General features: G+C 61.1%; 24 protein-coding genes. 18 read left to right on the top strand and 6 right to left on the bottom strand.

The window, feature by feature from the left end:
• The first annotated feature begins 78 nt into the window (after window positions 1-78).
• The gene (gene kynU / locus PspS35_RS25080; RefSeq protein WP_159937224.1) at window positions 79-1329 is read left to right on the top strand and encodes a kynureninase; all 1251 of its coding nucleotides are present in this window, start codon (window positions 79-81) and stop codon (window positions 1327-1329) included.
• 85 nt (window positions 1330-1414) lie between these two features.
• Window positions 1415-2821, top strand: a complete 1407-nt coding sequence (locus tag PspS35_RS25075; RefSeq protein WP_159937223.1) for an amino acid permease — start codon at window positions 1415-1417, stop codon at window positions 2819-2821.
• Here PspS35_RS25075 and PspS35_RS25070 read toward each other — a convergent pair.
• The gene (locus PspS35_RS25070; protein WP_159937222.1) at window positions 2767-3663 is read right to left on the bottom strand and encodes a LysR substrate-binding domain-containing protein; all 897 of its coding nucleotides are present in this window, start codon (window positions 3661-3663) and stop codon (window positions 2767-2769) included. The genes PspS35_RS25075 and PspS35_RS25070 overlap by 55 nt on opposite strands.
• 120 nt (window positions 3664-3783) lie before the next feature.
• Between PspS35_RS25070 and PspS35_RS25065 the strand changes: the two genes are divergently transcribed.
• The 5 genes from PspS35_RS25065 (at window position 3784) to PspS35_RS25045 (ending at window position 8803) form a co-directional block, all read left to right on the top strand.
• Window positions 3784-4548: a sulfite exporter TauE/SafE family protein gene (locus PspS35_RS25065; RefSeq protein ID WP_159937221.1), complete on the top strand. Its 765-nt coding sequence runs from the start codon at window positions 3784-3786 to the stop codon at window positions 4546-4548.
• Window positions 4549-4666: 118 nt separating this feature from the next.
• A complete protein-coding gene (locus PspS35_RS25060; protein ID WP_159937220.1) occupies window positions 4667-5257 on the top strand; it encodes an NAD(P)H-dependent oxidoreductase in 591 nt (196 codons plus the stop codon).
• 30 nt (window positions 5258-5287) lie between these two features.
• Entirely contained in the window at window positions 5288-6184 is an 897-nt protein-coding gene (locus PspS35_RS25055) for a LysR family transcriptional regulator (protein WP_159937219.1), read from the top strand.
• A gap of 146 nt (window positions 6185-6330) precedes the next feature.
• The gene (locus tag PspS35_RS25050; protein ID WP_159937218.1) at window positions 6331-7224 is read left to right on the top strand and encodes an NAD-dependent epimerase/dehydratase family protein; all 894 of its coding nucleotides are present in this window, start codon (window positions 6331-6333) and stop codon (window positions 7222-7224) included.
• 133 nt (window positions 7225-7357) lie between these two features.
• A complete protein-coding gene (locus PspS35_RS25045) occupies window positions 7358-8803 on the top strand; it encodes a SulP family inorganic anion transporter (RefSeq protein WP_159937217.1) in 1446 nt (481 codons plus the stop codon).
• 42 nt (window positions 8804-8845) lie between these two features.
• Here PspS35_RS25045 and PspS35_RS25040 read toward each other — a convergent pair whose 3' ends face one another.
• Window positions 8846-9226 carry a lysozyme inhibitor LprI family protein gene (locus PspS35_RS25040; protein ID WP_159937216.1) on the bottom strand — a complete coding sequence of 127 codons (381 nt, stop codon included), beginning with the start codon at window positions 9224-9226 and terminating at the stop codon, window positions 8846-8848.
• Window positions 9227-9418: 192 nt separating this feature from the next.
• Between PspS35_RS25040 and PspS35_RS25035 the strand changes: the two genes are divergently transcribed.
• From PspS35_RS25035 to PspS35_RS25020, 4 genes are read left to right on the top strand one after another with little or no spacing between them, the layout of a single operon-like run.
• Window positions 9419-10822: a gluconate:H+ symporter gene (locus tag PspS35_RS25035; protein WP_159937215.1), complete on the top strand. Its 1404-nt coding sequence runs from the start codon at window positions 9419-9421 to the stop codon at window positions 10820-10822.
• Window positions 10823-10835: 13 nt separating this feature from the next.
• Window positions 10836-11696 (top strand): MurR/RpiR family transcriptional regulator, encoded by an 861-nt coding sequence (locus tag PspS35_RS25030; RefSeq protein ID WP_159937214.1) that lies wholly within the window; start codon window positions 10836-10838, stop codon window positions 11694-11696.
• A gap of 1 nt (window position 11697) precedes the next feature.
• A complete protein-coding gene (locus PspS35_RS25025; protein WP_159937213.1) occupies window positions 11698-13161 on the top strand; it encodes a D-aminoacylase in 1464 nt (487 codons plus the stop codon).
• Between the two features lie 29 nt (window positions 13162-13190).
• Window positions 13191-13559 carry a glyoxalase superfamily protein gene (locus PspS35_RS25020; protein ID WP_159937212.1) on the top strand — a complete coding sequence of 123 codons (369 nt, stop codon included), beginning with the start codon at window positions 13191-13193 and terminating at the stop codon, window positions 13557-13559.
• 627 nt (window positions 13560-14186) lie between these two features.
• Here the strand turns inward: PspS35_RS25020 and PspS35_RS25015 are convergent.
• Window positions 14187-16106, bottom strand: a complete 1920-nt coding sequence (locus PspS35_RS25015) for a methyl-accepting chemotaxis protein (RefSeq protein WP_159937211.1) — start codon at window positions 16104-16106, stop codon at window positions 14187-14189.
• Window positions 16107-16354: 248 nt separating this feature from the next.
• Here PspS35_RS25015 and PspS35_RS25010 point away from each other — a divergent pair, with 248 nt between their 5' ends.
• A complete protein-coding gene (locus PspS35_RS25010) occupies window positions 16355-16972 on the top strand; it encodes an FKBP-type peptidyl-prolyl cis-trans isomerase (RefSeq protein WP_159937210.1) in 618 nt (205 codons plus the stop codon).
• 137 nt (window positions 16973-17109) lie between these two features.
• Here PspS35_RS25010 and PspS35_RS25005 read toward each other — a convergent pair whose 3' ends face one another.
• The 3 genes from PspS35_RS25005 to PspS35_RS24995 all read right to left on the bottom strand — a co-directional run bounded on the left by PspS35_RS25005 (window position 17110) and on the right by PspS35_RS24995 (window position 19020).
• A complete protein-coding gene (locus PspS35_RS25005; protein ID WP_005791321.1) occupies window positions 17110-17367 on the bottom strand; it encodes a hypothetical protein in 258 nt (85 codons plus the stop codon).
• A gap of 161 nt (window positions 17368-17528) precedes the next feature.
• Complete coding sequence (locus PspS35_RS25000; protein ID WP_159937209.1) at window positions 17529-17870, bottom strand: zinc ribbon domain-containing protein YjdM; 342 nt, start codon at window positions 17868-17870, stop codon at window positions 17529-17531.
• A gap of 181 nt (window positions 17871-18051) precedes the next feature.
• Complete coding sequence (locus tag PspS35_RS24995) at window positions 18052-19020, bottom strand: polyprenyl synthetase family protein (protein WP_159937208.1); 969 nt, start codon at window positions 19018-19020, stop codon at window positions 18052-18054.
• Window positions 19021-19259: 239 nt separating this feature from the next.
• Between PspS35_RS24995 and rplU the strand changes: the two genes are divergently transcribed.
• From rplU to PspS35_RS24965, 6 genes are all read left to right on the top strand, one after another.
• The gene (rplU, locus tag PspS35_RS24990) at window positions 19260-19574 is read left to right on the top strand and encodes a 50S ribosomal protein L21 (protein WP_007950961.1); all 315 of its coding nucleotides are present in this window, start codon (window positions 19260-19262) and stop codon (window positions 19572-19574) included.
• Between the two features lie 34 nt (window positions 19575-19608).
• Complete coding sequence (gene rpmA, locus PspS35_RS24985; protein ID WP_003176049.1) at window positions 19609-19866, top strand: 50S ribosomal protein L27; 258 nt, start codon at window positions 19609-19611, stop codon at window positions 19864-19866.
• 192 nt (window positions 19867-20058) lie between these two features.
• On the top strand, window positions 20059-21282 hold the full coding sequence (gene cgtA, locus PspS35_RS24980; RefSeq protein WP_065874686.1) for an Obg family GTPase CgtA: 1224 nt from the start codon (window positions 20059-20061) through the stop codon (window positions 21280-21282).
• A gap of 111 nt (window positions 21283-21393) precedes the next feature.
• On the top strand, window positions 21394-22512 hold the full coding sequence (gene proB / locus PspS35_RS24975; RefSeq protein ID WP_026013771.1) for a glutamate 5-kinase: 1119 nt from the start codon (window positions 21394-21396) through the stop codon (window positions 22510-22512).
• Window positions 22513-22527: 15 nt separating this feature from the next.
• Window positions 22528-22992, top strand: a complete 465-nt coding sequence (locus PspS35_RS24970) for a CreA family protein (RefSeq protein WP_015885841.1) — start codon at window positions 22528-22530, stop codon at window positions 22990-22992.
• 101 nt (window positions 22993-23093) lie between these two features.
• Window positions 23094-23576, top strand: coding sequence for a glutathione peroxidase (locus PspS35_RS24965; RefSeq protein ID WP_159937207.1), 483 nt, complete (start codon window positions 23094-23096; stop codon window positions 23574-23576).
• The last annotated feature ends 142 nt before the right edge of the window (window positions 23577-23718 follow it).

Here is a 23718-nt window from a genome sequence, read left to right as displayed (position 1 = left end):
CCCACCACTTTGCACGAAAATTCTCTAAAACTTCGTTCATTATTTGGTCCATCTTCACTATAAAAACCAGGATCGCCCATGACCTCCCGAAGCCACTGCCAAACCCTCGACGCCCAGGACCCGCTGGCGCCTCTGCGCCATCAGTTCGCGTTGCCGCAGGGGGTTATCTACCTCGACGGCAATTCCCTCGGCGCGCGCCCGGTGGCCTCGCTGGCGCGGGCGCAGCAGGTGATTGCCGAGGAGTGGGGCAATGGTTTGATCCGCAGCTGGAACAGCGCTGGCTGGGCGGATTTGTCCCAGCGCCTGGGCAACCGCCTGGCACCGCTGATCGGTGCGCGTGACGGCGAAGTGGTGATCACCGATACCACCTCGATCAACCTGTTCAAAGTGCTCAGCGCTGCGCTGACCGTACAGCGCCAACGCGCGCCTGCGCGCAAGGTGATCGTCAGCGAAGCGAGCAACTTTCCCACCGACCTGTACATCGCCGAAGGCCTGGCCGATTTGCTGCAACAGGGTTACTCCCTGCGCCTGGTGAACAGCCCGGACGAACTGCCCCAGGCCATCGACGGCGATGTGGCGGTGGTGATGCTCACCCACGTCAACTACAAGACCGGCTACATGTACGACATGCAGGCGCTCACCGCCTTGAGTCACGAGTGCGGGGCCTTGAGTATCTGGGACCTGGCCCACTCGGCGGGCGCGGTACCCATCGACCTGCACAGCGCCGGGGCCGATTACGCGATTGGCTGCACCTACAAATACCTCAACGGCGGGCCAGGCTCCCAGGCGTTTGTGTGGGTCAATCCGGCGCTGGTGGACCTGGTGCGCCAGCCGCTGTCGGGCTGGTTCGGGCACTCCCGGCAATTCGCTATGGAGTACAACTATGCGCCGAGCGCCGGTATCGCCCGCTACCTGTGCGGCACCCAGCCGATTACCTCGCTGGCGATGGTGGAGTGTGGGCTGGAGGTTTTCGAACAGACCGACATGGCCAGTCTGCGTACCAAATCCCTGGCATTGACCGACCTGTTTATTGAGTGGGTTGAAGCCCGTTGCGCGGCTCACGGCCTGGTGTTGATCACCCCGCGTGAACATGCCCGGCGTGGCAGCCATGTGAGCTTTGAGCACCCTGAAGGTTATGCGGTGATCCAGGCCCTGATCGCTCGAGGTGTGATTGGCGATTACCGCGAGCCGCGGATCATGCGGTTTGGGTTTACGCCGTTGTATACGAGCTTTACCGAGGTGTGGGACGCCGTGGAAATCCTCGGTGAAATCCTTGATGAGCACACCTGGGACCAACCGCAATTCAAAGTCCGCCACAGCGTTACCTGAATAAAACACAGATCAAAATGTGGGAGTGGGCTTGCTCCCACAGGGATCGAGTCAATCTTCAAATAATAATAAAGGGGTACACCACGTGACCACGCCAGACACCGGCTTTGCCGAAATCACCCAACGTGAACTGGGCCTGCGGCGCCAGCTCACTTGCGGCCAGATGAGCATGATCGCCATCGGTGGCGCCATCGGCACCGGGCTGTTCATGGGCAGCGCCTACGCCATCGGTTACGCCGGGCCCAGCGTGCTGGTGAGCTACGCCATTGGCGCGCTGATCACCTTGCTGCTGATGGGCTGCCTGGCGGAGATGACCGTCGCGCATTCCACCTCGGGCTCCTTTGGCGCGTATGCCGAGTTCTATATCAGCCCGCTCGCCGGGTTCCTGGTGCGTTATGCGTATTGGGCGGCGATCGTGTTGGCGGTGGGCGCCGAGGTCACTGCGGTGGCGATGTACATGAAGTATTGGTTCGCCAACGTGCCGGAGTGGGTGTGGATCGTGTCGTTTTCCAGTGTGCTGATTGCACTGAACGCCATCAGCGTGAAGACCTTCGGCAACTTCGAATACTGGTTCTCCACCATCAAGATCAGCGCCATCGTCGGCTTCATCATCCTGGCGGTGTACGTGGTGTTCGGCTCCGGCAACCCGGACTACGGCGTGCAGAATTACACCGCGCACGGCGGGTTCTTCCCCCATGGCTTGAGCGGTATGTGGATCGCGGTGATCGTGTCGATCTTCAGTTATTTGAGCGTGGAGATGATCGCCGTAGCCGCCGGTGAAGCGGCCGACCCGGAGCAGGCGGTGAAGAAGGCCTTTCGCGCGACCATCGTGCGCCTGGTGGTGTTCTACCTGCTGACCCTGGCGCTGATGCTGGCCATTGTGCCGTGGAACCAGGCCGGGCAGACCCAGAGCCCGTTCGTCACGGTGATGCAGACCATCGGCATTCCCGGTGCCACCGGGGTGATGAACTTTGTGATCCTGATCGCTGCGCTGTCGGCGATGAACAGCCAGCTCTACATCACCACGCGCATGATGTTCAGTTTGTCCCGCGCCGGGTTTGCGCCCAAGTCCATGGGCGCCTTGAGCAAGAGTGGCATCCCGCTGAATGCGCTGCTGCTGTCCAGCTCGGGCATTGCCCTGGCGACATTGCTCAACGTGGTGTACCCGCAAAGCTCGTTCACCCTGATGATGGCGATCTCGATGTTTGGCGCGATTTTCACCTGGTTCATGATCTTCCTCACGCACCTGTTTTTCCGCCGCTATCGCCAGCGTCATGGCGGGCCGAAGTTGTCCTTCCAACTGCGCCTGTTTCCCTACAGCACCTTGCTGGGCCTGGTGCTGATGGGGGCGGTGATGATCACCACGTATTTCACCGAAGCGTTCAAGATGACGCTGGTGTTTGGCGTGCCGTTCCTGCTGATTCTGTCGGCGGTGTACTACGGGTTTTTCCGCAAGGGCAAGGCCAAGGCGTCGAACAAGGCCTTGGCGTAACCCGGCAACTGGTCGAACGAACGTGCGCACAGCAACAGTTGGCGACAGGCCCAGTCTTCCCGTAAAGGCTGGGCCTTGAACGAGCGCGTCAGCGGCCAGCGGTCCAGGGCCGCCTGGGGCACGATGCCCAGGCCCGCGCCTCGGGCGACCATGCGAACCACCCCATCGAAGCCCTCGGCGCGAATACGCGTCTGCAAACGAAACCCAGCGTGCAACGCTTGTTCTTCCAGGTACACCGCCAGTGCACTGTGGGCGGCCAGGCCGACGTAGTCGAATTGCAGGCTGTCAATAAAACTCACCGGGCTCGCGGCCAAGGGATGGTCCACGGGCAGGATCAGTACCAGCGGGTCGTCGCGAAAGGGTAGGGTTTGCAGGCCATGGGTGTCGACCGCATCGGAAATTATCCCCAGGTCCGCCGTACCTTGGCGCAACGCCTGGGTGATGCGCAGGCTGGGCAACTCCTGCAGGTCGATGTCGAGGTTGGGGTGTTCGCATAAAAAATCCGCCAGCAGTTCAGGCAGGTATTCGCTGAGCGCCGTGGTGTTGCACAGCAGGCGCACCTGGCCTTTGATGCCCTTGGCGTATTCCGCCAGGTCCTGTTGCAGATGGTCGGCCTGTTGCAGCAGCAGTCGGGCATGGCGGGCCAGTGCTTTGCCAGCGGCGGTTGGGGTAACGCCACGGCGGCCGCGCTCCAGCAATTCGATGCCCAGTGAAGCTTCCATTGCGCGAATGCGCGCGCTGGCTGCTGCCAGGGATAAATGGCTGCGGCTGGCGCCGGCGGTGATGTTGCCGGTGTCGAGGGTGTGCAGGTAGAGGCGCAGGTCGGTGAGGTCAAAGTGCATGGCTGGGGTTCTCTGGTGGCTCTACTGGCCCCGATGAGGCCTTCAGCCTCCCGCAAAACAAGAGGCAGCCTCAGTATATGGCGAATTTCCAGCGCACATCCAAACCCGCACAATCGCCCTATGACGACCTTCCTCGCGTTCTACCAAAACCTCGGTCCTGCCTTGACCCTGCTGGTGTTCGGCACCTTCCTGCTGGCCGGCACGGTCAAGGGGGTAATCGGTCTTGGCCTACCGACAGTGGCCATGGGCATGCTCGGCCTGGCTATGTTGCCGGCGCAGGCTGCGGCGCTGCTGATCATTCCTTCGACCGTCACCAACCTGTGGCAACTGGCATTCGGCGGTCACCTGAGCGCCTTGCTCAAACGCCTGTGGCCAATGCTGTTGCTGATTTTCTTCGGTACCGGGCTCGGCACGTTGTGGCTGGGCATGGACGGCGGGCACTGGGTGGTGCGGGCGTTGGGCGCGGCGTTGCTGGTGTATGCGCTGAGCGGGTTGCTGTTGCCCACCTTCAAGGTCAAGCCGCAAACCGAGCGCTGGTTGGGCCCGCTGTGTGGGTTGATCACCGGCGTGATCACCTCGGCCACCGGCGTGTTCGTGATTCCAGCGGTGCCCTATCTGCAAGCCTTGGGCTTGAATCGCGACCAGTTGGTGCAGGCGCTGGGGCTTTCGTTCACTGTCTCGACCTTGGCGCTGGCGGCGGGATTGGCCTGGCGCGGCACCCTGGGCGGTGGTGAAGTCAGTGCTTCGCTGCTGGCGCTGGTGCCGGCGTTGTTGGGCATGTGGCTGGGCCAAGCGTTGCGTCAGCGCATCAGTGCGGTGCTGTTCAAGCGGGTTTTTTTCATCGGCATGGCGCTGTTGGGCGGCCATCTGCTGATCAGTGGTTAACAATGCTTGTTGTATTCGTGCATTTTAATCAAAGGTATTTTGCCGGGTGACGGCTTATTCCGCAGCGCCAGGGCCGATAGTCTGCGTCCAGACATTTTCAACTTCTGGATGCCCTCCCATGAAAAAAGTACTCCTGCTCAACGGCGGCAAAAAGTTCGCCCATTCCGATGGTCGCTACAACACCACCCTGCATGACGCCGCCCTGGCCGTGCTGGACCGTGGTGGTATCGACGTCAAAGTCACGCATATCGACGAAGGCTACGATGTGGCCGAAGAGGTCGCCAAGTTCCTCTGGGCCGACGTGATCATCTACCAGATGCCCGGTTGGTGGATGGGTGCGCCGTGGATCGTCAAGAAGTACATCGACGAAGTCTTCACCGAAGGCCACGGCAGCCTGTACGCCAGCGACGGTCGCACCCGTTCCGACGCGTCGCAGAAATACGGCAGCGGCGGCCTGGTGCAGGGCAAGCAATACATGTTGTCCCTGACCTGGAACGCACCGCAGCAAGCCTTCGATGACCCCAGCGATTTCTTCGAAGCCAAGGGCGTGGACGCGGTGTACTTCCCGTTCCACAAGGCCAACGAATTCCTTGGCATGACCGGCTTGCCGACCTTCCTCTGCGTGGACGTGATGAAACGCCCGGCCATCGAGGTGGACGTGGCGCGCTACGAGCAGCATCTGGCGCAGGTCTTCAACCTCTCGGTGTAAGCTGCTGCGAACCGATAGAGAGGACAGCCTGTGAAAGCCCGATCCGATGAGCTACAGATCTTCGTCAGCGTGATCGAGTGCGGCTCGATTTCGGCAGCGGCGGAGCAGGTCGGGCAGACGCCGTCGGCAGTCAGCCGCACCTTGTCGCGCCTGGAGGCCAAGCTAGACACCACGCTGATCAACCGCACCACGCGGCGCATGGACCTGACCGAGGAGGGCAAATACTTCTTCGAACAGGCCAAGTTGATCCTGGCGCAGATGGATGAGCTGGAAGAGCGCCTGTCATCACGCCAGAAAAACCCGGCCGGGCGGCTGCGCATCAACGCTGCCGTGCCGTTCATGCTGCATGGGATCGTGCCGTACATCGCCGAGTTTCGCAGCCTTTACCCGGACATCCAGCTGGAGCTGAACAGCGATGACCTGATCATCGACCTGCTGGAACAGAGCACCGATATCGCCATCCGCATCGGCGCCCTGGCCGACTCGACCCTGCATGCGCGTGCGCTGGGTTGCACGCCGCTGCATATCCTCGCCAGCCCTGACTACCTCAAGCAATACGGTACGCCGACCACCGTGGCCGAGCTGGCCGACCATACGCTGCTTGGCTTCACCCAGACCGAAACCCTCAACCACTGGCCACTGCGCCATGTGGAAGGCGACCGCTGGCTGATCCAACCGGGCATTGCCGCCTCCAGCGGCGAAACCTTGCGCCAACTGGCGTTGGAAGGGCAGGGCATTTGTTGCCTGTCGAACTTTATGACCAGCGCCGACATTGACGCCGGGCGCCTGGTGCCAGTGCTGGAGGCGTTCAACAGTGGTTATCGCCAGCCGATCCACGCGGTGTTCTACCGCAACTCGCAGTTGGCCTTGCGCATCCAGTGCTTCCTGGACTTTATCCAGGCCAAGCTGGCGCGGTATGCCTGCTGAGACGTGCAGACTACCTCCCGCGCCCGAGGCAGCTGCCACGGGATTCGTGACTGCCGCGCAAGAGTGAATTGGGCGCTAGAGGCTTATTCGACAAGAGCCGAGCCTTGATACTGGGCCCATCACTTACCCCGTCAGGAGCAACCTCCATGAACGTATTCGTCACCGGCGCCGCAGGTTTTATCGGCGGTTCGATTGCCACCGGCCTGGTCAAGGCCGGCCACCATGTCACCGGCCTGGTGCGCAGCGCCGAGCAAGCCACTGAAATGAAAGCCCTGGGCATCAAGCCGGTCATCGGCAGCCTCGACGACGCCGCCGTGTTGACCGCGCAGGCGCAAACAGCCGATGCCGTGATCAACGCTGCCAGCAGCGACCATCGTGCCGCCGTCGAAACCCTGTTGGCTGCGTTGAAGGGGTCGAACAAGCCGTTCCTGCACACCAGCGGTTCGAGCATTGTCGGCGATGCGTCGGGCGGTAAGGCCAGCGATGTCATTTACGTTGAGGGCAACCTGCCGGAGCCGACCGTCGACAAGGCCGCGCGCGTGGCCATCGACAACCTGATCCTGGCTGCCGCCCAGGACGGCGTGAACGCGGCGGTGATCTGCAACACCCTGATCTACGGCCACAGCCTGGGCGTGAAGCGTGACAGCGTGCAATTGCCGCGTTTGCTCAAGCAGGCGCGCAAGAGTGGGGTGGTGCGCCATGTGGGCACGGGGCAGAACATCTGGTCCAACGTGCATATTGAAGACGTGGTGGCGCTGTACCTGCTGGCACTGACGAAGAATGTACCGGGCACGTTTTACTTTGTGGAAAGCAGCGAGGCGGCGTTTGTCGACATGACCACGGCCATTGCTGACGCGCTGAAGCTGGGCAAGCCGCAGGATTGGCCATTGGCCGAGGCTGAAGCCGAATGGGGTTATGAAATGGCCAACTACGGCCTGGGCTCGAACAGCCGGGTGCGTGGCAAGCAGGCCCGCGAGGTGCTGGGCTGGGTGCCGAAGCGTACGTCGGTCGTTGAGTGGATTCGCAGCGAGATGGTGTGATGTTCGCTTGAGACCGAGTCGCCGCCATCGGGGGCTTGCCCCCGATAGCAGCGACCCGGCCTTCCAGACTAGCCCCGAGTTGATCAATTCCGTACCATCCCCAGCCTCATCCCCCGCAACTCCCTGGTACCCCATGAATCTCACCCGTCTGCGCGCCGATGCCCTGGCCGGCCTCACCACGTCGTTCGCGCTGCTGCCCGAATGCATCGCTTTTGCCCTGGTGGCTCACCTCAACCCGCTGATGGGGCTCTACGGTGCTTTTATCATCTGCACCCTCACCGCATTGTTCGGCGGCCGGCCGGGGATGGTTTCGGGGGCGGCGGGGTCGATGGCGGTGGTGATCGTCGCGCTGGTGGTGCAACACGGCGTGGAGTATCTGCTGGCGACGGTGCTGCTCGGCGGGTTGATCATGGTCGCCTTCGGCCTGCTGCGCCTGGGCAAACTGGTGCGCATGGTGCCGCACTCGGTGATGCTCGGTTTCGTCAACGGCCTGGCGATCATCATCGCGATGGCGCAGTTGGAGCACTTCAAGAGCGGTGAAAGCTGGCTCAGCGGTACGCCGTTGTATGTGATGACCGGGCTGGTGGCGGCCACGATGGCCATCGTCTACCTGCTGCCACGTCTCACCCGTGCGGTGCCACCGGCCTTGGTGGCGATCTTGGGCGTAGGCCTGGCGGTGTACCTGTTCGGCCTGCCGACCCGCACCCTCGGCGACATGGCCCACATTGCCGGCGGCCTGCCGACCTTTGCGCTGCCCCAGGTTCCCTGGACCCTGGAAACCCTCGGCATCATCGCGCCCTACGCGTTCCTGATGGCGATGGTGGGCCTGTTGGAAACCCTGCTGACCCTCAGTCTCACCGACGAAATCACCGAGACCCGTGGCTACCCAGACCGCGAAAGCGTAGCCCTGGGTGCGGCGAATATGCTCTCGGGCCTGTTCGGCGGCATGGGCGGTTGCGCGATGATCGGGCAGACCGTGATCAACCTCAGCTCCGGCGGGCGCGGACGTTTCTCCGGGGTGTTCGCCGGGGTGATGATCCTGTTGTTCATTCTGTTTCTGTCACCGCTGATCGAGCGGATCCCGCTGGCAGCGCTGGTGGGGGTGATGTTCGTGGTGTCCCAGCAGACCTTCGCCTGGGCGTCGTTGCGGGTGATCAACAAGGTGCCGCTCAACGATGTGCTGGTGATTGTTGCGGTCACAGTGATCACCGTGTTCACCGACCTGGCCACGGCGGTGTTGTGCGGCATCGTGATTGCCGCGCTCAACTTCGCCTGGCAACAGGCCCGTGAGTTGTATGCCGATGAGCACCTGGAAACCGACGGCAGCAAGCTCTATCGGCTGCACGGCACCTTGTTCTTCGCCTCGACCACGCCGTTTCTGAATCAGTTCGACCCGGCCAATGACCCGCAGCAGGTAACGCTGGATTGCCGCCACCTGAGCTTTGTCGACTATTCAGCGATTGCCGCGCTGATGACCCTGCGCGAGCGCTACACCAAGGCGGGCAAGCACTTGCGGGTGCTGCATCTGTCGGAACGCTGCAAGAAGTTGCTCAAGCGTGCCAAGGTTCACCACGACTGATTGAGCCTCTGTGGCCAGGGAACCAGCACCCTCGCCACACAATCACGGCCCGACCAGGTCTTCCAGTTCTTGGGCGCGCGCCTGGGTCATGTCCAGCACGCAGCCGGTGCCGTTGACCTGGTCGATGGTGCCGCCGGTGGCTGAGCCGATGAACCCGCAATTGGCATCCCGGTATTTTATCCACAGCCGCTGTACGTCTTGCAGTTGCTGCTTGCGCGTACCTTCCTGGGCGGCGAGGGCGGTCTTGTAGGCCTTGTTCAAGCGTGTGTCCTGCACCTTGGCTTCCTTGACGTTGCAACCGACCATGTCAGCGGTGGTGTTGGCGCCGTCCATGCATTTTTTCAGCGCCGGGTTGTCGGCGGCGGTGGCTGCGCCGCAGACGGCGAGAAGCAGGGCGCCGGCGGCGAGTGTCGTGCGAATCATGTCGATGTTCCTGGCAACAGTGGATGTGCATTCTATGACTCAACCGCGTGAGTTGAGTTTCCGGCCTTGTCTGATCTTCATGTAAGAACACCCCCCAAATTTTCATACGCAGGCGGTGGGCATATCCCAACGCGACAGGGCTTGTCTGTGGGCGAAAATTACTTTCATAAAGTTTGAAAACGCTGCTCGGTAATGATTTATGAGTTTCACAACCAACTCGACGTGACCCTTTCCGAGGAGTACCGCATGGCCGCATCACCGGGCTTCGGGCTGTTGGCATACGCTGCCATCGCCATCATTGCTTTGATCGTGCTGATTGCACGTTACCGACTCAACCCGTTTATCGTCATCACCCTGGTGTCCATTGGCCTGGCGCTGATGGCCGGGATGCCGGCGGACACCATCATGGGCTCGTATGAGGCAGGTGTCGGCAAGACCCTGGGGCATATCGCGCTCGTTGTGGCGCTGGGCACCATGCTTGGCAAGATGATGGCCGAGTCTGGCGGCGCCGAGCAGGTGGCGCGCACCTTGATCAACCGTTTCGGCGAGCGCAACGCCCACTGGGCGATGGTGTGCATTGCCTTTCTGGTAGGGTTGCCGCTGTTTTTCGAGGTGGGTTTTGTGTTGCTGGTGCCCATCGCGTTTACCGTGGCGCGGCGCGTCGGTGTGTCGATCTTGATGGTCGGCCTGCCGATGGTCGCTGGGTTGTCGGTGGTGCACGCGCTGGTGCCGCCGCACCCGGCGGCGATGATGGCGGTGCTGGCGTATAACGCATCGGTGGGGCAGACCGTGCTGTATGCGATTTTGATCGGTATCCCCACGGCGATCATTGCCGGCCCGGTCTACGCCAAGTTCATCGTGCCGTACATCCACCTGCCTGCGGAAAACCCGCTGGAGCGCCAGTTTATCGAGCGTGAGCCACGTACCCGTCTGCCGAGCTTTGCGCTGACCATGGGCACGATCCTGTTGCCGGTGGTGCTGATGATGATCGGCGGTTGGGCCAACGTAATCTCTACGCCGGGGACCGGCTTCAACCAGTTCCTGCTGTTTATCGGCAACTCGGTCATCGCGTTGCTGGTGGCGACCCTGGTGAGTTTCTGGACCTTGGGCCTGGCCCAGGGCTTCAACCGCGAATCGATCCTCAAATTCACCAATGAGTGCCTGGCGCCCACCGCCAGCATCACCTTGCTGGTGGGCGCGGGCGGTGGGTTGAACCGCATCCTGGTGGACGCCGGCGTCACCCATGAAATTCTCGGCCTGGCCAATGCGTTCCAGTTGTCGCCCTTGGTGATGGGTTGGTTGTTCGCCGCGTTGATGCGTATTGCTACCGGCTCGGCCACTGTCGCGATGACCACCGCGTCCGGCGTGGTCGCGCCTGTGGCGCTGGGCTTGGGTTATCCACACCCTGAGTTGTTGGTGCTGGCCACAGGCGCCGGTTCGGTGATCTTTTCCCACGTCAATGACGGCGGCTTCTGGCTGATCAAGGAATACTTCAATATGACGGTGATCCAGACCTTCAAGACCTGGACCGTGCTGGAGACCCTGATCTCGGTGGTTGCCTTCGGTCTTACGTACGGTCTGTCGTGCATCCTCTGACCCTGGAGCCCTAATGGACATCCTCTACCAGATCCGCGCCCGCCAGGCGTCTTTCAGCGCCGGCGAAGGGCGTATCGCCCAACTGATGCTCGATGACGTTGGCTTTGCCGCATCGGCCAGCCTGGAGGAATTGTCCCAACGCGCCGAGGTGAGTACGGCCACCTTGTCGCGCTTTGCCCGCAGCGTCGGCTGCCGCGATCTGCGCGATTTGCGCCTGCAACTGGCCCAGGCCAGCGGGGTCGGCAGCCGCTTCCTGGACCCGGCGGGGTTACCCGAACAGTCGGCGTTCCACCGGCAGATCCTCGGCGATATCGAGGCGACGTTGCGTCAGCATTTGTCCGGGTTCAGCCAGGCGTGTTTTGCCGATGCCGTCAGCCTGCTGGGTCAGGCGCGGATGATCCACGCATTCGGCATGGGTGGCCCGTCGAGCCTGTGCAGCGACGAGTTGCAGGTGCGCCTGGTCCGCCTGGGTTATCCGATTGCCGCCTGTCACGACCCGGTGATGATGCGCGTCACGGCCGCCACCCTGGGCCCGCAGCATGCGTTGATCGTCTGCTCGCTCACCGGCCTGACCCCCGAACTGCTGGACGTAGTGGCACTGGCCCGCAGCTACGATGCACGCATCATCGCCATCACCCTGGCCGATTCCCCGCTGGCGCAGTTGGCGGACGTGCTGCTGCCGCTGCAACCGGCCGAAACCAGTTTTATCTACAAACCCACGGCGGCGCGCTACGGCATGTTGTTGGCCATCGACCTGCTTGCCACCGAGCTGGCGCTGGCCCAGCCGGACGACAACCAGGAACGCCTGCGCCGGATCAAACTGGCCCTGGACGATTATCGCGGCGGGCCCGATAGCCTACCGCTTGGAGATTGAAATGAAGTACGACACGCTGATTCGCCAGGCGCTGGTCATCGATGGCAGCAATACCCCGGGTTACCTCGCGGATGTGGGGGTGCGCGACGGGCGTATCGAGACAATCGGTGATCTGTCTGCTGCAACGGCCGAGCATGAAATAGACGCCACCGGTCGCGTATTGACGCCAGGCTTTATCGACGTGCACACCCACGATGACACCGTGGTGATCCGCCACCCACAGATGCTGCCCAAACTCAGCCAGGGCGTGACCACCGTGGTTGTCGGCAATTGCGGCATCAGCGCTTCGCCGGTCAGTCTGCGCAGCGACCCGCCCGACCCGATGAACCTGCTGGGCACGCGTGAGGCGTTCACCTACCCGCGTTTCAGCGATTACCGCCGCGCCGTGGAAAACGCCCACCCGGCCGTCAACGTCGCGGCGCTGATCGGCCACACCGCGCTGCGCAGCAACCACATGGACGACCTGCACCGCACGGCCACGCCGGGTGAAATCGCGGCCATGCGCGTGCAGTTGCAACAGAGCCTTGAAGCCGGTGCACTCGGTTTATCCACAGGCCTGGCCTACGCCAGTGCGTTCAACGCCGAGACCGATGAAGTGCTGCAACTCAGCGAAGAACTGACGGCCTACGGAGCGGTGTACACCACCCATCTGCGCAGCGAATTCGAACCGGTACTGGAAGCGATGGACGAAGCGTTTTTGATCGGTCGGCATGCCAGGGCGCCAGTGATTATTTCCCACCTCAAATGCGCAGGGGCGGGGAACTGGGGGCGTAGCCCGCAACTGCTGGCAGCGCTGGAGCTGGCGGCGAAAACCCATCCGGTGGGGTGTGATTGTTATCCCTATGCGGCCAGTTCTTCGACCCTGGACTTGAAGCAAGTGACCGATGCGTTTCGCATCACCATCACCTGGTCCATGCCACACGCGCAGATGGGCGGGCGCGACTTGCAGGACATTGCGGGTGAGTGGGGCGTTTCGCTGATGGACGCCGCGCGCCGCCTGCAACCGGCCGGGGCGGTGTATTACGGCATGGATGAGGCGGATGTGCGGCGCATCCTGGCGCATCCACTGTCGATGGTGGGCTCCGATGGCTTGCCGGAAGATCCGTTCCCGCACCCGCGTTTGTGGGGCGCATTTCCACGGGTGCTGGGGCATTTCAGCCGGGATGTGGGGCTCTTCCCGTTGCACACCGCCGTGCACAAGATGACCGGTTTATCGGCGGCGCGTTTTGGTTTGTCGCAGCGCGGAGAAATTCGTGAAGGGCACTGGGCGGACCTGGTGTTGTTCGATGCGTTGAGGGTGCGGGATGTGGCGGATTTCAAAACGCCAGAACGGGCGGCAGAGGGCATTGACGGCGTGTGGGTCAATGGCGTGTTGAGCTACAGCGACGGGCAGGCGAACGGTCAGCGACCGGGTCGGTTCCTGGCGCGCAGTGGGGATTTGCGTCGGGGATTTTCGCCTTTATAGTGGGCGATCTTTTACACGGAGCGGTTGCCATGCACTTAGGAAAAGTCACCCCGATCCTGCGGATTTTCGACGAGACCAAAGCGTTGGAATTCTATGTGGATTTCCTCGGGTTCAAAGTCGATTGGCAGCATCGTTTCGAGGCGAATTACCCGCTGTACCTGCAAGTGTCGTTGGGTGAATGCGTGCTGCATTTGTCCGAGCATCACGGCGATGCATCGCCGGGTGCTGCGGTGCGGATCCAGGCGCAGGGCGTGGACGCCTACCAGCAGCAATTGCAGGTGAAGGACTACCGTTATGCCAAGCCGAGCGTCGAAGAAACGCCGTGGGGCTCGCGGGAGATGAGCATCAAGGATCCGTTTGGCAATCGGGTGGTGTTTGTCGAGGAAGGCGAGGGCTGAGGGGCAAATCCCAGGCACTAAAAAACCGCCTTAGTAGGGCGGTTTTTTATTGCAATCCCGGTTTACGACTGGGGTTGCGGTCTCACAGGAAGCGCTGACCCGCAGGCGGATACTACCGCCGGTCTTATCATCTCGCAAGGCCAGCGGATTATCATTGTTGATGATTTCTCTTGCCTTTTTGTTCTGTAAAAATTCGCAATGAATCTATCGAATTATATTGGTATCTGAGCGTCGTTGGTCACACCTTCGACTGGGATTTTGGTTAGGCTCCGCCCCGTTCTACGTTTGTCGATGTGAGGTGATCCGGGCGTGCGCGCGAATTCTGGACCAACCGCCACGGGCTAGTAATCCGTGCCGGATTAATGCGGGAGGCCCATTAGCCCGGCCACCTCACTGGAAGCGATGACCCGCATCCGAAGGCTCACATGTTCCGGTAAGTGCGCTGGAGGTAAGGCCTAACTCACGGAGGGCCGAGTATGTCCAAGTTTGCACGACGTACGTGGAGCCTCGTAGTGAACTGCCTGCGTGCTTATCACGTATGGAAGTTCCTGCGGGACAGCTTCGATGACCGGTAAGGTCTGAGAGGTGGAGCCGCCTCGGTTAATCCCAAGGCGGCTTTTTGGTTTATTAAACCCGGAAATGGCTGACCATCTGCTGCAACTGGCTGCCCAGGCGTGCCAGTTCCACACTCGACTTAGCGGTCTCGTCACTGGCGGTGGCGGTCTGTTCCGACACATCACGCACATTGACGATACTGCGGCTGATCTCTTCGGCCACGGCGCTTTGTTGCTCGGCGGCGGCAGCGATCTGCTGGTTCATCGACTGGATGTTCGACACCGTACGGGTGATGTTCTCCAGGGAGACACCGGCCTTGCGCGTCAGCTCCACGCTGCTGTCGGTGAGGCTGCGGCTGTTGTTCATCACGTTGGCCACTTGCTGGGTACCGTTCTGCAAACCGGCGACCAGGCCTTCGATTTCTTCGGTGGATTTTTGCGTGCGCTGGGCCAGGCCACGCACTTCGTCGGCGACCACGGCAAACCCACGACCGGCTTCACCGGCACGCGCGGCTTCGATGGCGGCGTTGAGGGCCAGCAGGTTGGTCTGTTCGGCCACGGCCTTGATCACGTCCATCACGCTGCCGATCTTGTTGCTCTCTTGTTGCAGGTGGCTCATGGCGTCGGTGGAACGCGCCACTTCGGCAGCCAGGCGTTCGATCTGGGCGATGGCTTCGGCCACCACTTTGTCGCCTGCACGGGCTTGGCCGTCGGCATCGGCAGCGGCCAGGGAAGCCTGTTCGGCGTTGCGCGCAACTTCCTGCACGGTGGCGGTCATTTCATGCATCGCGGTGGCCACTTGATCGGTCTCGATCTTCTGGCTGTTCACGCCGGCGCTGGTCTGTTCGGTCACGGCCGACAGTTCCTCGGCGGCGCTGGCGATCTGGGTCACGCCGTCACGAATACCGCTGATCAATTCACGCAAGGTGGTGCCCATGCGCTGGATGCCTTGTTGCAGCACGCCCAGTTCGTCGCGGCGGGTCACCTGGATGTTGTGGCTCAGGTCGCCGGAGGCAATGCGCTCCACCACGGCCAGGGTTTCCTGGATCGGGCGAGTGATCTGGCGGGTGATGACCCATGCGGCAATGATGCCAACCAGCAGGGCCAGCAGGGTGCTGATCAATTGCAGGCTACGGGCCTGGGCGCTTTCGGCGTCGCGGCGGTCCAGTTGGATATCGTAGAGCTTGTCGCTGATGCTCACGATATCAGCGCCCTGGGTAGTCATTTCGGCACGGGCGGCGACAATGTTGGCGTTTGCCGTCTTGTAGTTCTGCACGGCGGTCCGGTACGCGCCCAGGGCGGTTTCCAGCGCGCTCAACGCGCTTTGCTGGCTGGCGCCAAACGCGGTGCTGAGGTCTTTCAAGCCGGCAATGGCTTTGTCGATCTGGGCCGCAGCGCGGGCTTCGGTGTCCGGGTTGACGTTGCCGGTGTAGCCGCGCACTTCGTAGCGGGCCAGCTGGAATTGCATCTTGGCGTCGGCCACGGCCTGGAACTGAGCCAGGTGCTCGGCGCTGTCAGGCATCTGCTTCAAGATGGCTTCCAGCGCGTCGATCTGGGTGTTGGCGCTGTCGGCCTTGTCACCCATCACTTGGCGGGAGGCATTGCCGTTACGGTAGGCCTCGCGCATTTTGTTCAGGGACTGCTGGTAAGCCGTGATCACCGCTTTCTGCTCGTTGAGCAGCTTGAGGTTTTCCGGGCTCTTGAAGCTGTCCAACAGCTTCTGTTGCTGGGCAGCGAAGGCATCCAGGCTGGTCTGCACGTTCTGCGCCACGGCTTCATCGCCGTTGGCCAGCATGTATTGCAGGCGCACGATGCGCAGTTTGGTCAGCGACGCGTTGAGCTGGGTGATGTCGCTCATCCAGTTGCTGCGGTCGATCAGGCCGCCCAGGCTGGTCCAGCCGGTGAGGGCCAGGATTGAGGTCAGAACGAGTACCAGGCCGAAGCCCAGGCCCAGTTTGAGGTTGACGCTGATGTTACCGAACCAGCTGTTCATCGATTGCTCCGCAAGAGTGATGTCTGTTTGCTGGACGGTGTTGTTATTTGAGCCAGCCAAGGTGTAGCGCTGTATCGGCGGCCAGAGGTGAATCTGAAGGGGCTTTTATTGCGAGTGCGACGAAGGGTCGCCAGCGGTGTGCAGCACCACTGAGGGCTCATCAAGGGGCGGTCTTGTGTGCTAGTCTGCGGGCCCTTTTAGTTTTGGACAGCGCGGGAAATCGCGTTGTCCTACAGCGGAGCCTCTTCATGTCCGAAGTTAATCTGTCCACAGACGAAACCCGCGTCAGCTACGGTATCGGCCGTCAGTTGGGCGACCAACTGCGCGACAACCCGCCACCGGGTGTGAGCCTGGACGCGATCCTGGCTGGCCTGACCGACGCGTTTGCCGGCAAGCCAAGCCGCGTTGATCAAGAGCAAATGGCTGCCAGCTTCAAGGTTATCCGTGAAGTCATGCAAGCCGAAGCTGCCGCCAAGGCTGAAGCCGCTGCTGGCGCTGGCCTGGCCTTCCTGGCTGAAAACGCCAAGCGTGATGGCATCACCACCCTGGCTTCCGGCCTGCAATTTGAAGTGCTGACTGCCGGTGAAGGCGCCAAGCCGACCCGTGAAGATCAAGTCCGTACCCACTACCACGGCACCCTGATCGACGGCACTGTGTTCGACAGCTCCTACGAGCGTGGCCAGCCAGCAGAATTCCCGGTTGGCGGCGTGATTGCCGGTTGGACCGAAGCCCTGCAACTGATGAATGCCGGCAGCAAATGGCGCCTGTACGTGCCGAGCGAACTGGCTTACGGCGCTCAAGGCGTTGGCAGCATCCCGCCGCACAGCGTTCTGGTGTTCGACGTCGAGCTGCTCGACGTTCTGTAAGACCTGCTTGGCTTTATGTAGGAGCTGGCTTGCCTGCGATGGCATCCACTCGGTGTAACTTCAGACCGAGTCGCCTGCATCGCGGGCAAGCCCGGCTCCCACAGCAAGCGCAGTGCATTCAGGTTTTGCGCGGTTATTCATGGATGAAACTTGCCATTGAGGTCCGTCGCCGGGCGCAACGCTCGGGCGTAGCAAAACAGGAACAGATTACGCACCACCTCTTTCAGCACACCGGGTTCGCTTGAACTCAGGCCATTGACGTCCAGGTCGCCCTGGTCCTGCAATTCATTCAGCGCTTCTTCTTCCAGTACCGCACAGACTTCACCGGTTTCCCGATGCAGGATCCGCAGGTAAGGGTGTGGCCGGTCCAGCCAGGCATCTATCAAATAAGTCATGGGTCGCATCTCCTTGATAAGTTTAAATGAGAATAATTCTTATTCGTAGAATAGCAAGCGTCTATTGGCAGTTTCTTGGTTTTTCTGTGTGGATATTGAGATGGGTCAGGCGAGAGGGCAAAACGCCATCCCGCGGCGGGCGCGGGATGGATGCAGCAAATTCAGACTTTGCGCACGAACTCGGACTTGAGCTTCATCGGGCCGATACCGTCGATCTTGCAATCGATATCGTGGTCGCCGTCGCACAGGCGGATGTTCTTGACCTTGGTGCCGACCTTGACCACCAGGGACGTGCCCTTGACCTTGAGGTCCTTGATCACGGTGATGGTATCGCCGTCCTGCAGGACGTTGCCCACAGAGTCTTTCTTCACGGTTTCATCGCCGGCCACTTCGGCCTCGCCATTGGCGGACCACTCATGGGCGCATTCCGGGCAGATCAGCTGGGCGCCGTCTTCGTAGGTGTATTCGCAATTGCATTTCGGGCAGGGTGGCAACGTGCTCACTAAAGCTCCTTAAAGGGCAGGATGGCTAAAGTCGCACATTATATAGGGTTTTGTGGTGTTGCAGGCTGTATGAAATCCAAATGTGGGAGGGGGCTTGCTCCCGATGACGGTGTTCCAGTTGATATATCGACTGGCTGATCCACCGCTATCGGGAGCAAGCCCCCTCCCACACGGGTATTTCTTAGTGCGTACGCGCGACCGCAAACTCACTCAGCTCAACCAGGGCATCCCGGTATTCGCTGGCCGGCAGGGCTTCGAGGCACTTGATCGCACGGGCCACGTAGTCACGCGCCAGTTGCGCGGTGTAGTCCAGGGAGCCCGAGGCTTCCACGGCTTCACGGATGCTTTCCAGGTCTTCGATCCCGCCTTTCTGGATCGCCTTGCGCACCAGGGCGGCCTGTTCCGGCGTGCCTTCGCGCATGGTGTAGATCAGCGGCAAGGTCGGCTTGCCCTCGGCCAGGTCGTCACCGACGTTCTTGCCCAGGGTTTCGGCGTCGCCACGGTAGTCGAGCAGGTCGTCCACCAGTTGGAAGGCCACGCCCAGGTGATCACCAAAGGTACGCAGGGCTTCAGCCTGTTCGGTGGTCGCGCCACACAGTGCGGCGGCGCTGTGGGTCGAGGCTTCGAAGAGCATCGCGGTCTTGCCGCGAATCACTTCCATATAGGTTTCTTCGGTGGTGCTGGCGTCGCGGACCTTCGACAACTGCAACACCTCGCCTTCGGCGATGATGCGCGTGGCCTGGGACAGGATTTTCATCACCGGCATCGAGCCCAGTTCGACCATCATTTCGAACGAGCGCGAGTACAGGAAGTCGCCCACCAGCACGCTTGGGGCGTTGCCCCACATGGCATTGGCGGTCTCGCGGCCACGGCGCATGCCGGACATGTCGACCACGTCGTCATGCAGCAGGGTGGCGGTGTGCAGGAACTCGATGGTGGCGGCCAGCAGGCGCAGGTCATCGCCCTCGCGGCCCAGGGCCTTGCCACACAGCAACACTAATAAAGGACGCAGACGTTTACCGCCCGCCGACGTAATGTAGTCGCCAATTTTGGAGACCAGCGGCACTTTAGACGTCAGCTGCTGCTTGATGATGCCGTCGACGGCGCTAAAATCGTCCGCGACCGCGCGGTAGAAAGCTTGGGGTTGCATCAGCGACAGTCGCTCCAGAAGGGTTGCGCGGCATGCTAGGACCCTGACCCCCGGGTGTCAAGGCGCGATAGACGGCCCCTTGCAACACCCATTTACCTTGCGTACAATCGCGCACCCTGAACTTCCTGGGCAGCACCTGCCTTACGCAATTGCATTCGGGACGTCCATCCCATGCAGCCATGCCAGCCAATACCTCTTTTTATAAAGCGCTGGGTGAGCAGGATTATCGGAGAAATACCATGTCGTACGCAGTAATTGTTACTGGTGGCAAGCAATACAAGGTCGCCCCAGGTGAATACCTGAAGATCGAAAAACTGGAAGTCGCTACTGGCGAATCCGTTACTTTTGATCGCGTTCTGTTGGTCGCCAATGGCGATGACGTGAACATCGGCGCTCCAGTTGTTGCTGGCGCTACCGTTGTGGCTGAAGTGATCTCCCAAGGTCGTCACGATAAAGTCCGCATCATCAAGTTCCGTCGTCGTAAGCACCACATGAAGCGTATGGGCCACCGCCAGTGGTACACCGAGATCAAAATCACCGGTATTCAGGCTTAATTTCAGCCTAATTCCTCACTAGGAGAATTGACTCATGGCACACAAAAAAGCTGGTGGTAGTACCCGTAACGGTCGCGACTCAGAAGCCAAACGCCTTGGCGTTAAGATGTATGGCGGCCAGAAAATCATTCCGGGCAACATCATCGTGCGTCAGCGCGGCACCCAATTCCACGCCGGTTACGGTGTAGGCATGGGTAAAGATCACACCCTCTTCGCGAAAATCGAAGGCGTGATCAAGTTTGAAGTAAAAGGCGCGTTCAACCGCCGTTACGTGAGCGTTGTCGCAGCTTAATTGCGAGATCGCTGGAAAAGCCCTGTCTTGCGACGGGGCTTTTTCGTTTGTGGGGTGAGTCTCTTGCAAAGCTGTTTGTGATGAGCTCAGGCGCTGGTTTGCGGTCGCTGATTGAGGTCGCTGCGCTCATTTTTGCAAGAGTCTTATGTCTTGGTTTTTTAAGCTCGTCCATGCGGCGAGAGGCGTTTTGTTATGAAGTTCGTTGATGAAGTTTCCATCCGAGTAAAAGCAGGCGACGGCGGTAACGGTTGCATGAGTTTCCGTCGCGAAAAGTTCATCGAAAACGGTGGCCCCAACGGCGGTGACGGCGGTGACGGCGGTTCCATCTACATGATGGCCGACGAAAACCTCAACACCCTGGTCGACTACCGTTACACCCGGCACTTCGATGCCGAGCGTGGCTCCAACGGCGGCAGCACCGACTGCACCGGTAAAAAAGGCGAAGACCTGGTACTGCGCGTACCGGTCGGCACCACGATTATCGACTCCGCTACTCAAGAAGTGATCGGCGACCTGACCAAGGCCGGCCAGAAGCTGATGGTAGTGCAGGGCGGCTGGCACGGTCTGGGTAACACCCGATTCAAGTCCAGTACCAACCGTGCGCCACGCCAGACCACCCCAGGTAAGCCGGGCGAGCAGCGTGACCTCAAGCTGGAAATGAAAGTGTTGGCTGACGTGGGCCTGCTGGGCTTGCCGAACGCCGGTAAAAGTACCTTCATCCGCTCGGTCTCGGCCGCCAAGCCGAAAGTTGCCGACTACCCGTTCACCACCCTGGTGCCAAACCTGGGCGTGGTCAGCGTCGACCGTTGGAAAAGCTTCGTAGTCGCCGACATTCCTGGCTTGATCGAAGGCGCTTCCGATGGCGCAGGCCTGGGGATTCGCTTCCTCAAGCACTTGTCGCGCACCCGTTTGCTGCTGCACCTCGTCGACATGGCGCCGCTGGATGACACCAGCGCACCGGACGCCGCCGAAGTGATCGTCAGCGAGCTGACCAAGTTCAGCCCGGCCCTGGCCGAGCGTGATCGTTGGTTGGTACTGAACAAGTGCGACCAGATCCTCGAAGAAGAGCACGAGGAGCGCGTCAAGGAAATCGTTGATCGCCTGGAGTGGACAGGCCCGGTCTACGTGATCTCGGCCATTGCCAAAGAAGGCACCGAGCGCCTGACCCGCGACATCATGCGCTACCTCGAAGACCGCGCCGACCGCCTGGCGGCCGACCCGGTGTTCAAGGCAGAACTCGCCGAGCTCGATCAGCAGATCGAAGACGAAGCCCGTGCCCAGTTGCAGGCCCTGGACGACCAGCGTGCCTTGCGCCGCAGCGGCGTGAAGTCGGTCCATGACATCGGCGACGACGATTGGGACGAAGAAGACGTGGATGATGAAGACGGTCCGGAAATCATTTACGTGCGTGACTGATCCGTTGCAGTAAACTTGAACGCCGCTCTCTATAGAGCGGCGTTTTAGTATCCGGGTTTAACGTTATGGGCCGCGCTGGGTCGCGCAGCCCTCAATCTAAGGTTGAAGATGATGCGGAGCAAAGTGACAGGTGCGCAGCGCTGGGTCGTAAAGATCGGAAGTGCGCTGCTGACGGCGGATGGCAAAGGTCTGGATCGTGCAGCCATGAGCGTCTGGGTGGAGCAGATGGTGGCCTTGCATGAGGCCGGTGTCGAGTTGGTGCTGGTGTCGTCCGGGGCAGTTGCCGCCGGGATGAGCCGCCTCGGCTGGACCGCGCGACCCAGCGCGATGCACGAACTGCAAGCCGCCGCCGCCATCGGCCAGATGGGCCTGGTGCAAGCCTGGGAGTCCAGCTTTGCCGAGCACGGCCGCCACACGGCGCAGATCCTGCTGACCCACGATGACCTGTCCGACCGCAAGCGCTACCTCAACGCTCGCAGCACCTTGCGTGCGCTGGTGGAGCTCAAGGTCATCCCGGTGATCAACGAGAACGACACCGTGGTCACCGACGAAATCCGTTTCGGCGACAACGACACCCTGGCTGCCCTGGTGGCCAACCTGGTGGAGGCCGACTTGCTGGTGATCCTCACCGACCGCGACGGCATGTTCGACGCCGACCCGCGCAACAACCCCGATGCGCAGCTTATTTATGAGGCGCGTGCCGATGACCCGGCGCTGGACGCCGTGGCCGGCAGTGTCGGCGGCGCCCTGGGTCGTGGCGGCATGCAGACCAAGCTGCGCGCTGCACGCTTGGCGGCACGCTCCGGTGCCCACACCATCATCGTCGGTGGGCGCCTGGAGCGCGTGCTGGACCGCCTCAAGGCGGGCGAGCGCATTGGCACGTTGCTGTCGCCGGAACGCGGCATGCTGGCGGCGCGCAAGCAGTGGCTGGCCGGGCACCTGCAAACCCGTGGCACCCTGGTGCTGGACGATGGCGCGGTGTCGGCACTGTCCCAAGGCAACAAGAGCCTGCTGCCGGTGGGCGTCAAGTTGGTGCAGGGCAGTTTCCGCCGTGGCGAGATGGTGGTGTGCGTCGCGCCGGATGGCCGCGAGATTGCCCGTGGCCTGGCCAACTACAGTGCCTTGGAGGCGCAGAAGATTATTGGACAATCCTCTGATGCGATTGTCGGACTCTTGGGCTACATGGCGGAACCGGAACTGGTGCACCGCGACAACCTGATCCTGGTCTAACCAAAGGAATACACGATGCGCGTAATGAAGGGATTGCTCGGCCTACTGCTGGCCATGCCGCTGCTGGCCTCGGCCGAAGAGATTGGCCAGGTGTCGACGGTGTTCAAGTTTGTCGGCCCCAATGACCGAATCGTCGTGGAAGCGTTTGACGACCCCAAGGTCGACGGCGTGACGTGCTACTTGTCGCGTGCCAAGACCGGCGGCGTCAAAGGCGGCCTGGGCCTGGCCGAAGACCGCGCCGAAGCGTCGATTGCCTGCCGCCAGGTTGGCCCGATCCGTTTCAAGGGCGAGCTTAAGGATGGCGACGAAGTGTTCAAGGAACGCACCTCGCTGGTGTTCAAGACCATGCAGGTGGTGCGCTTTCTCGACAAGAAGCGCAATACCCTGGTGTATCTGGTCTACAGCGACCGTCTGATCGAGGGCAGCCCTCAGAACGCGGTGACGGCGATTCCGATCCTGCCGTGGCCGACCGCTCAGTAATCCGCAGGCGGGTTTTGTAATCGGCGTCTATGATTGCAGGCTTGCGGGTTGTAATCTCGAACAGCTGCAATGCGAAGAACATGGGATATCTGGAGTTCGTCATGAGTGCTTTCCACGACCTGAAACTCAAAGCTTTGGACGGACAAGAACTGCCACTGGCGCCCTTCAAGGGGCACGTTGTGCTGGTGGTCAACGTGGCCTCCAAATGCGGCCTGACCCCGCAATATGCGGCGTTGGAAAACCTCTATCAGCAGTACAAGGACCAGGGGTTTACCGTACTGGGCCTGCCGTGCAACCAGTTTGCCGGCCAGGAACCGGGTACCGAAGAGCAAATCCGCGAGTTCTGCAGCCTGAACTACGGTGTGACTTTCCCCCTGGGCAGCAAGCTCGATGTAAACGGCCCGGACCGTCACCAGCTCTACCGTTTGCTGGCGGGCGAGGGCGCCGAGTTTCCTGGGGATATCACCTGGAACTTCGAAAAATTCCTGCTCGGTAAAGATGGCCGCGTGCTCGCACGCTTCTCGCCGCGCACGGCTCCGGATGATCCAACCATCGTCCAGGCCATCGAAAAAGCCCTGAGCTGACACCCTGCGCCGCGTCTGTGGTGAGCGAGCCCGCTTGCCACAGATTCGCGGTCATTCACTTTCTGCGCTTTTAGTCCTTAATCACCCAGATCAATAGTGCTACCCGGCAGGCTACACTCTCCATATTATCCACGTCATAAAT

This window comes from Pseudomonas sp. S35, assembly GCF_009866765.1.
Classification (GTDB): Bacteria; Pseudomonadota; Gammaproteobacteria; order Pseudomonadales; family Pseudomonadaceae; genus Aquipseudomonas.
This window is presented reverse-complemented; position numbering and strand designations above follow the sequence as displayed.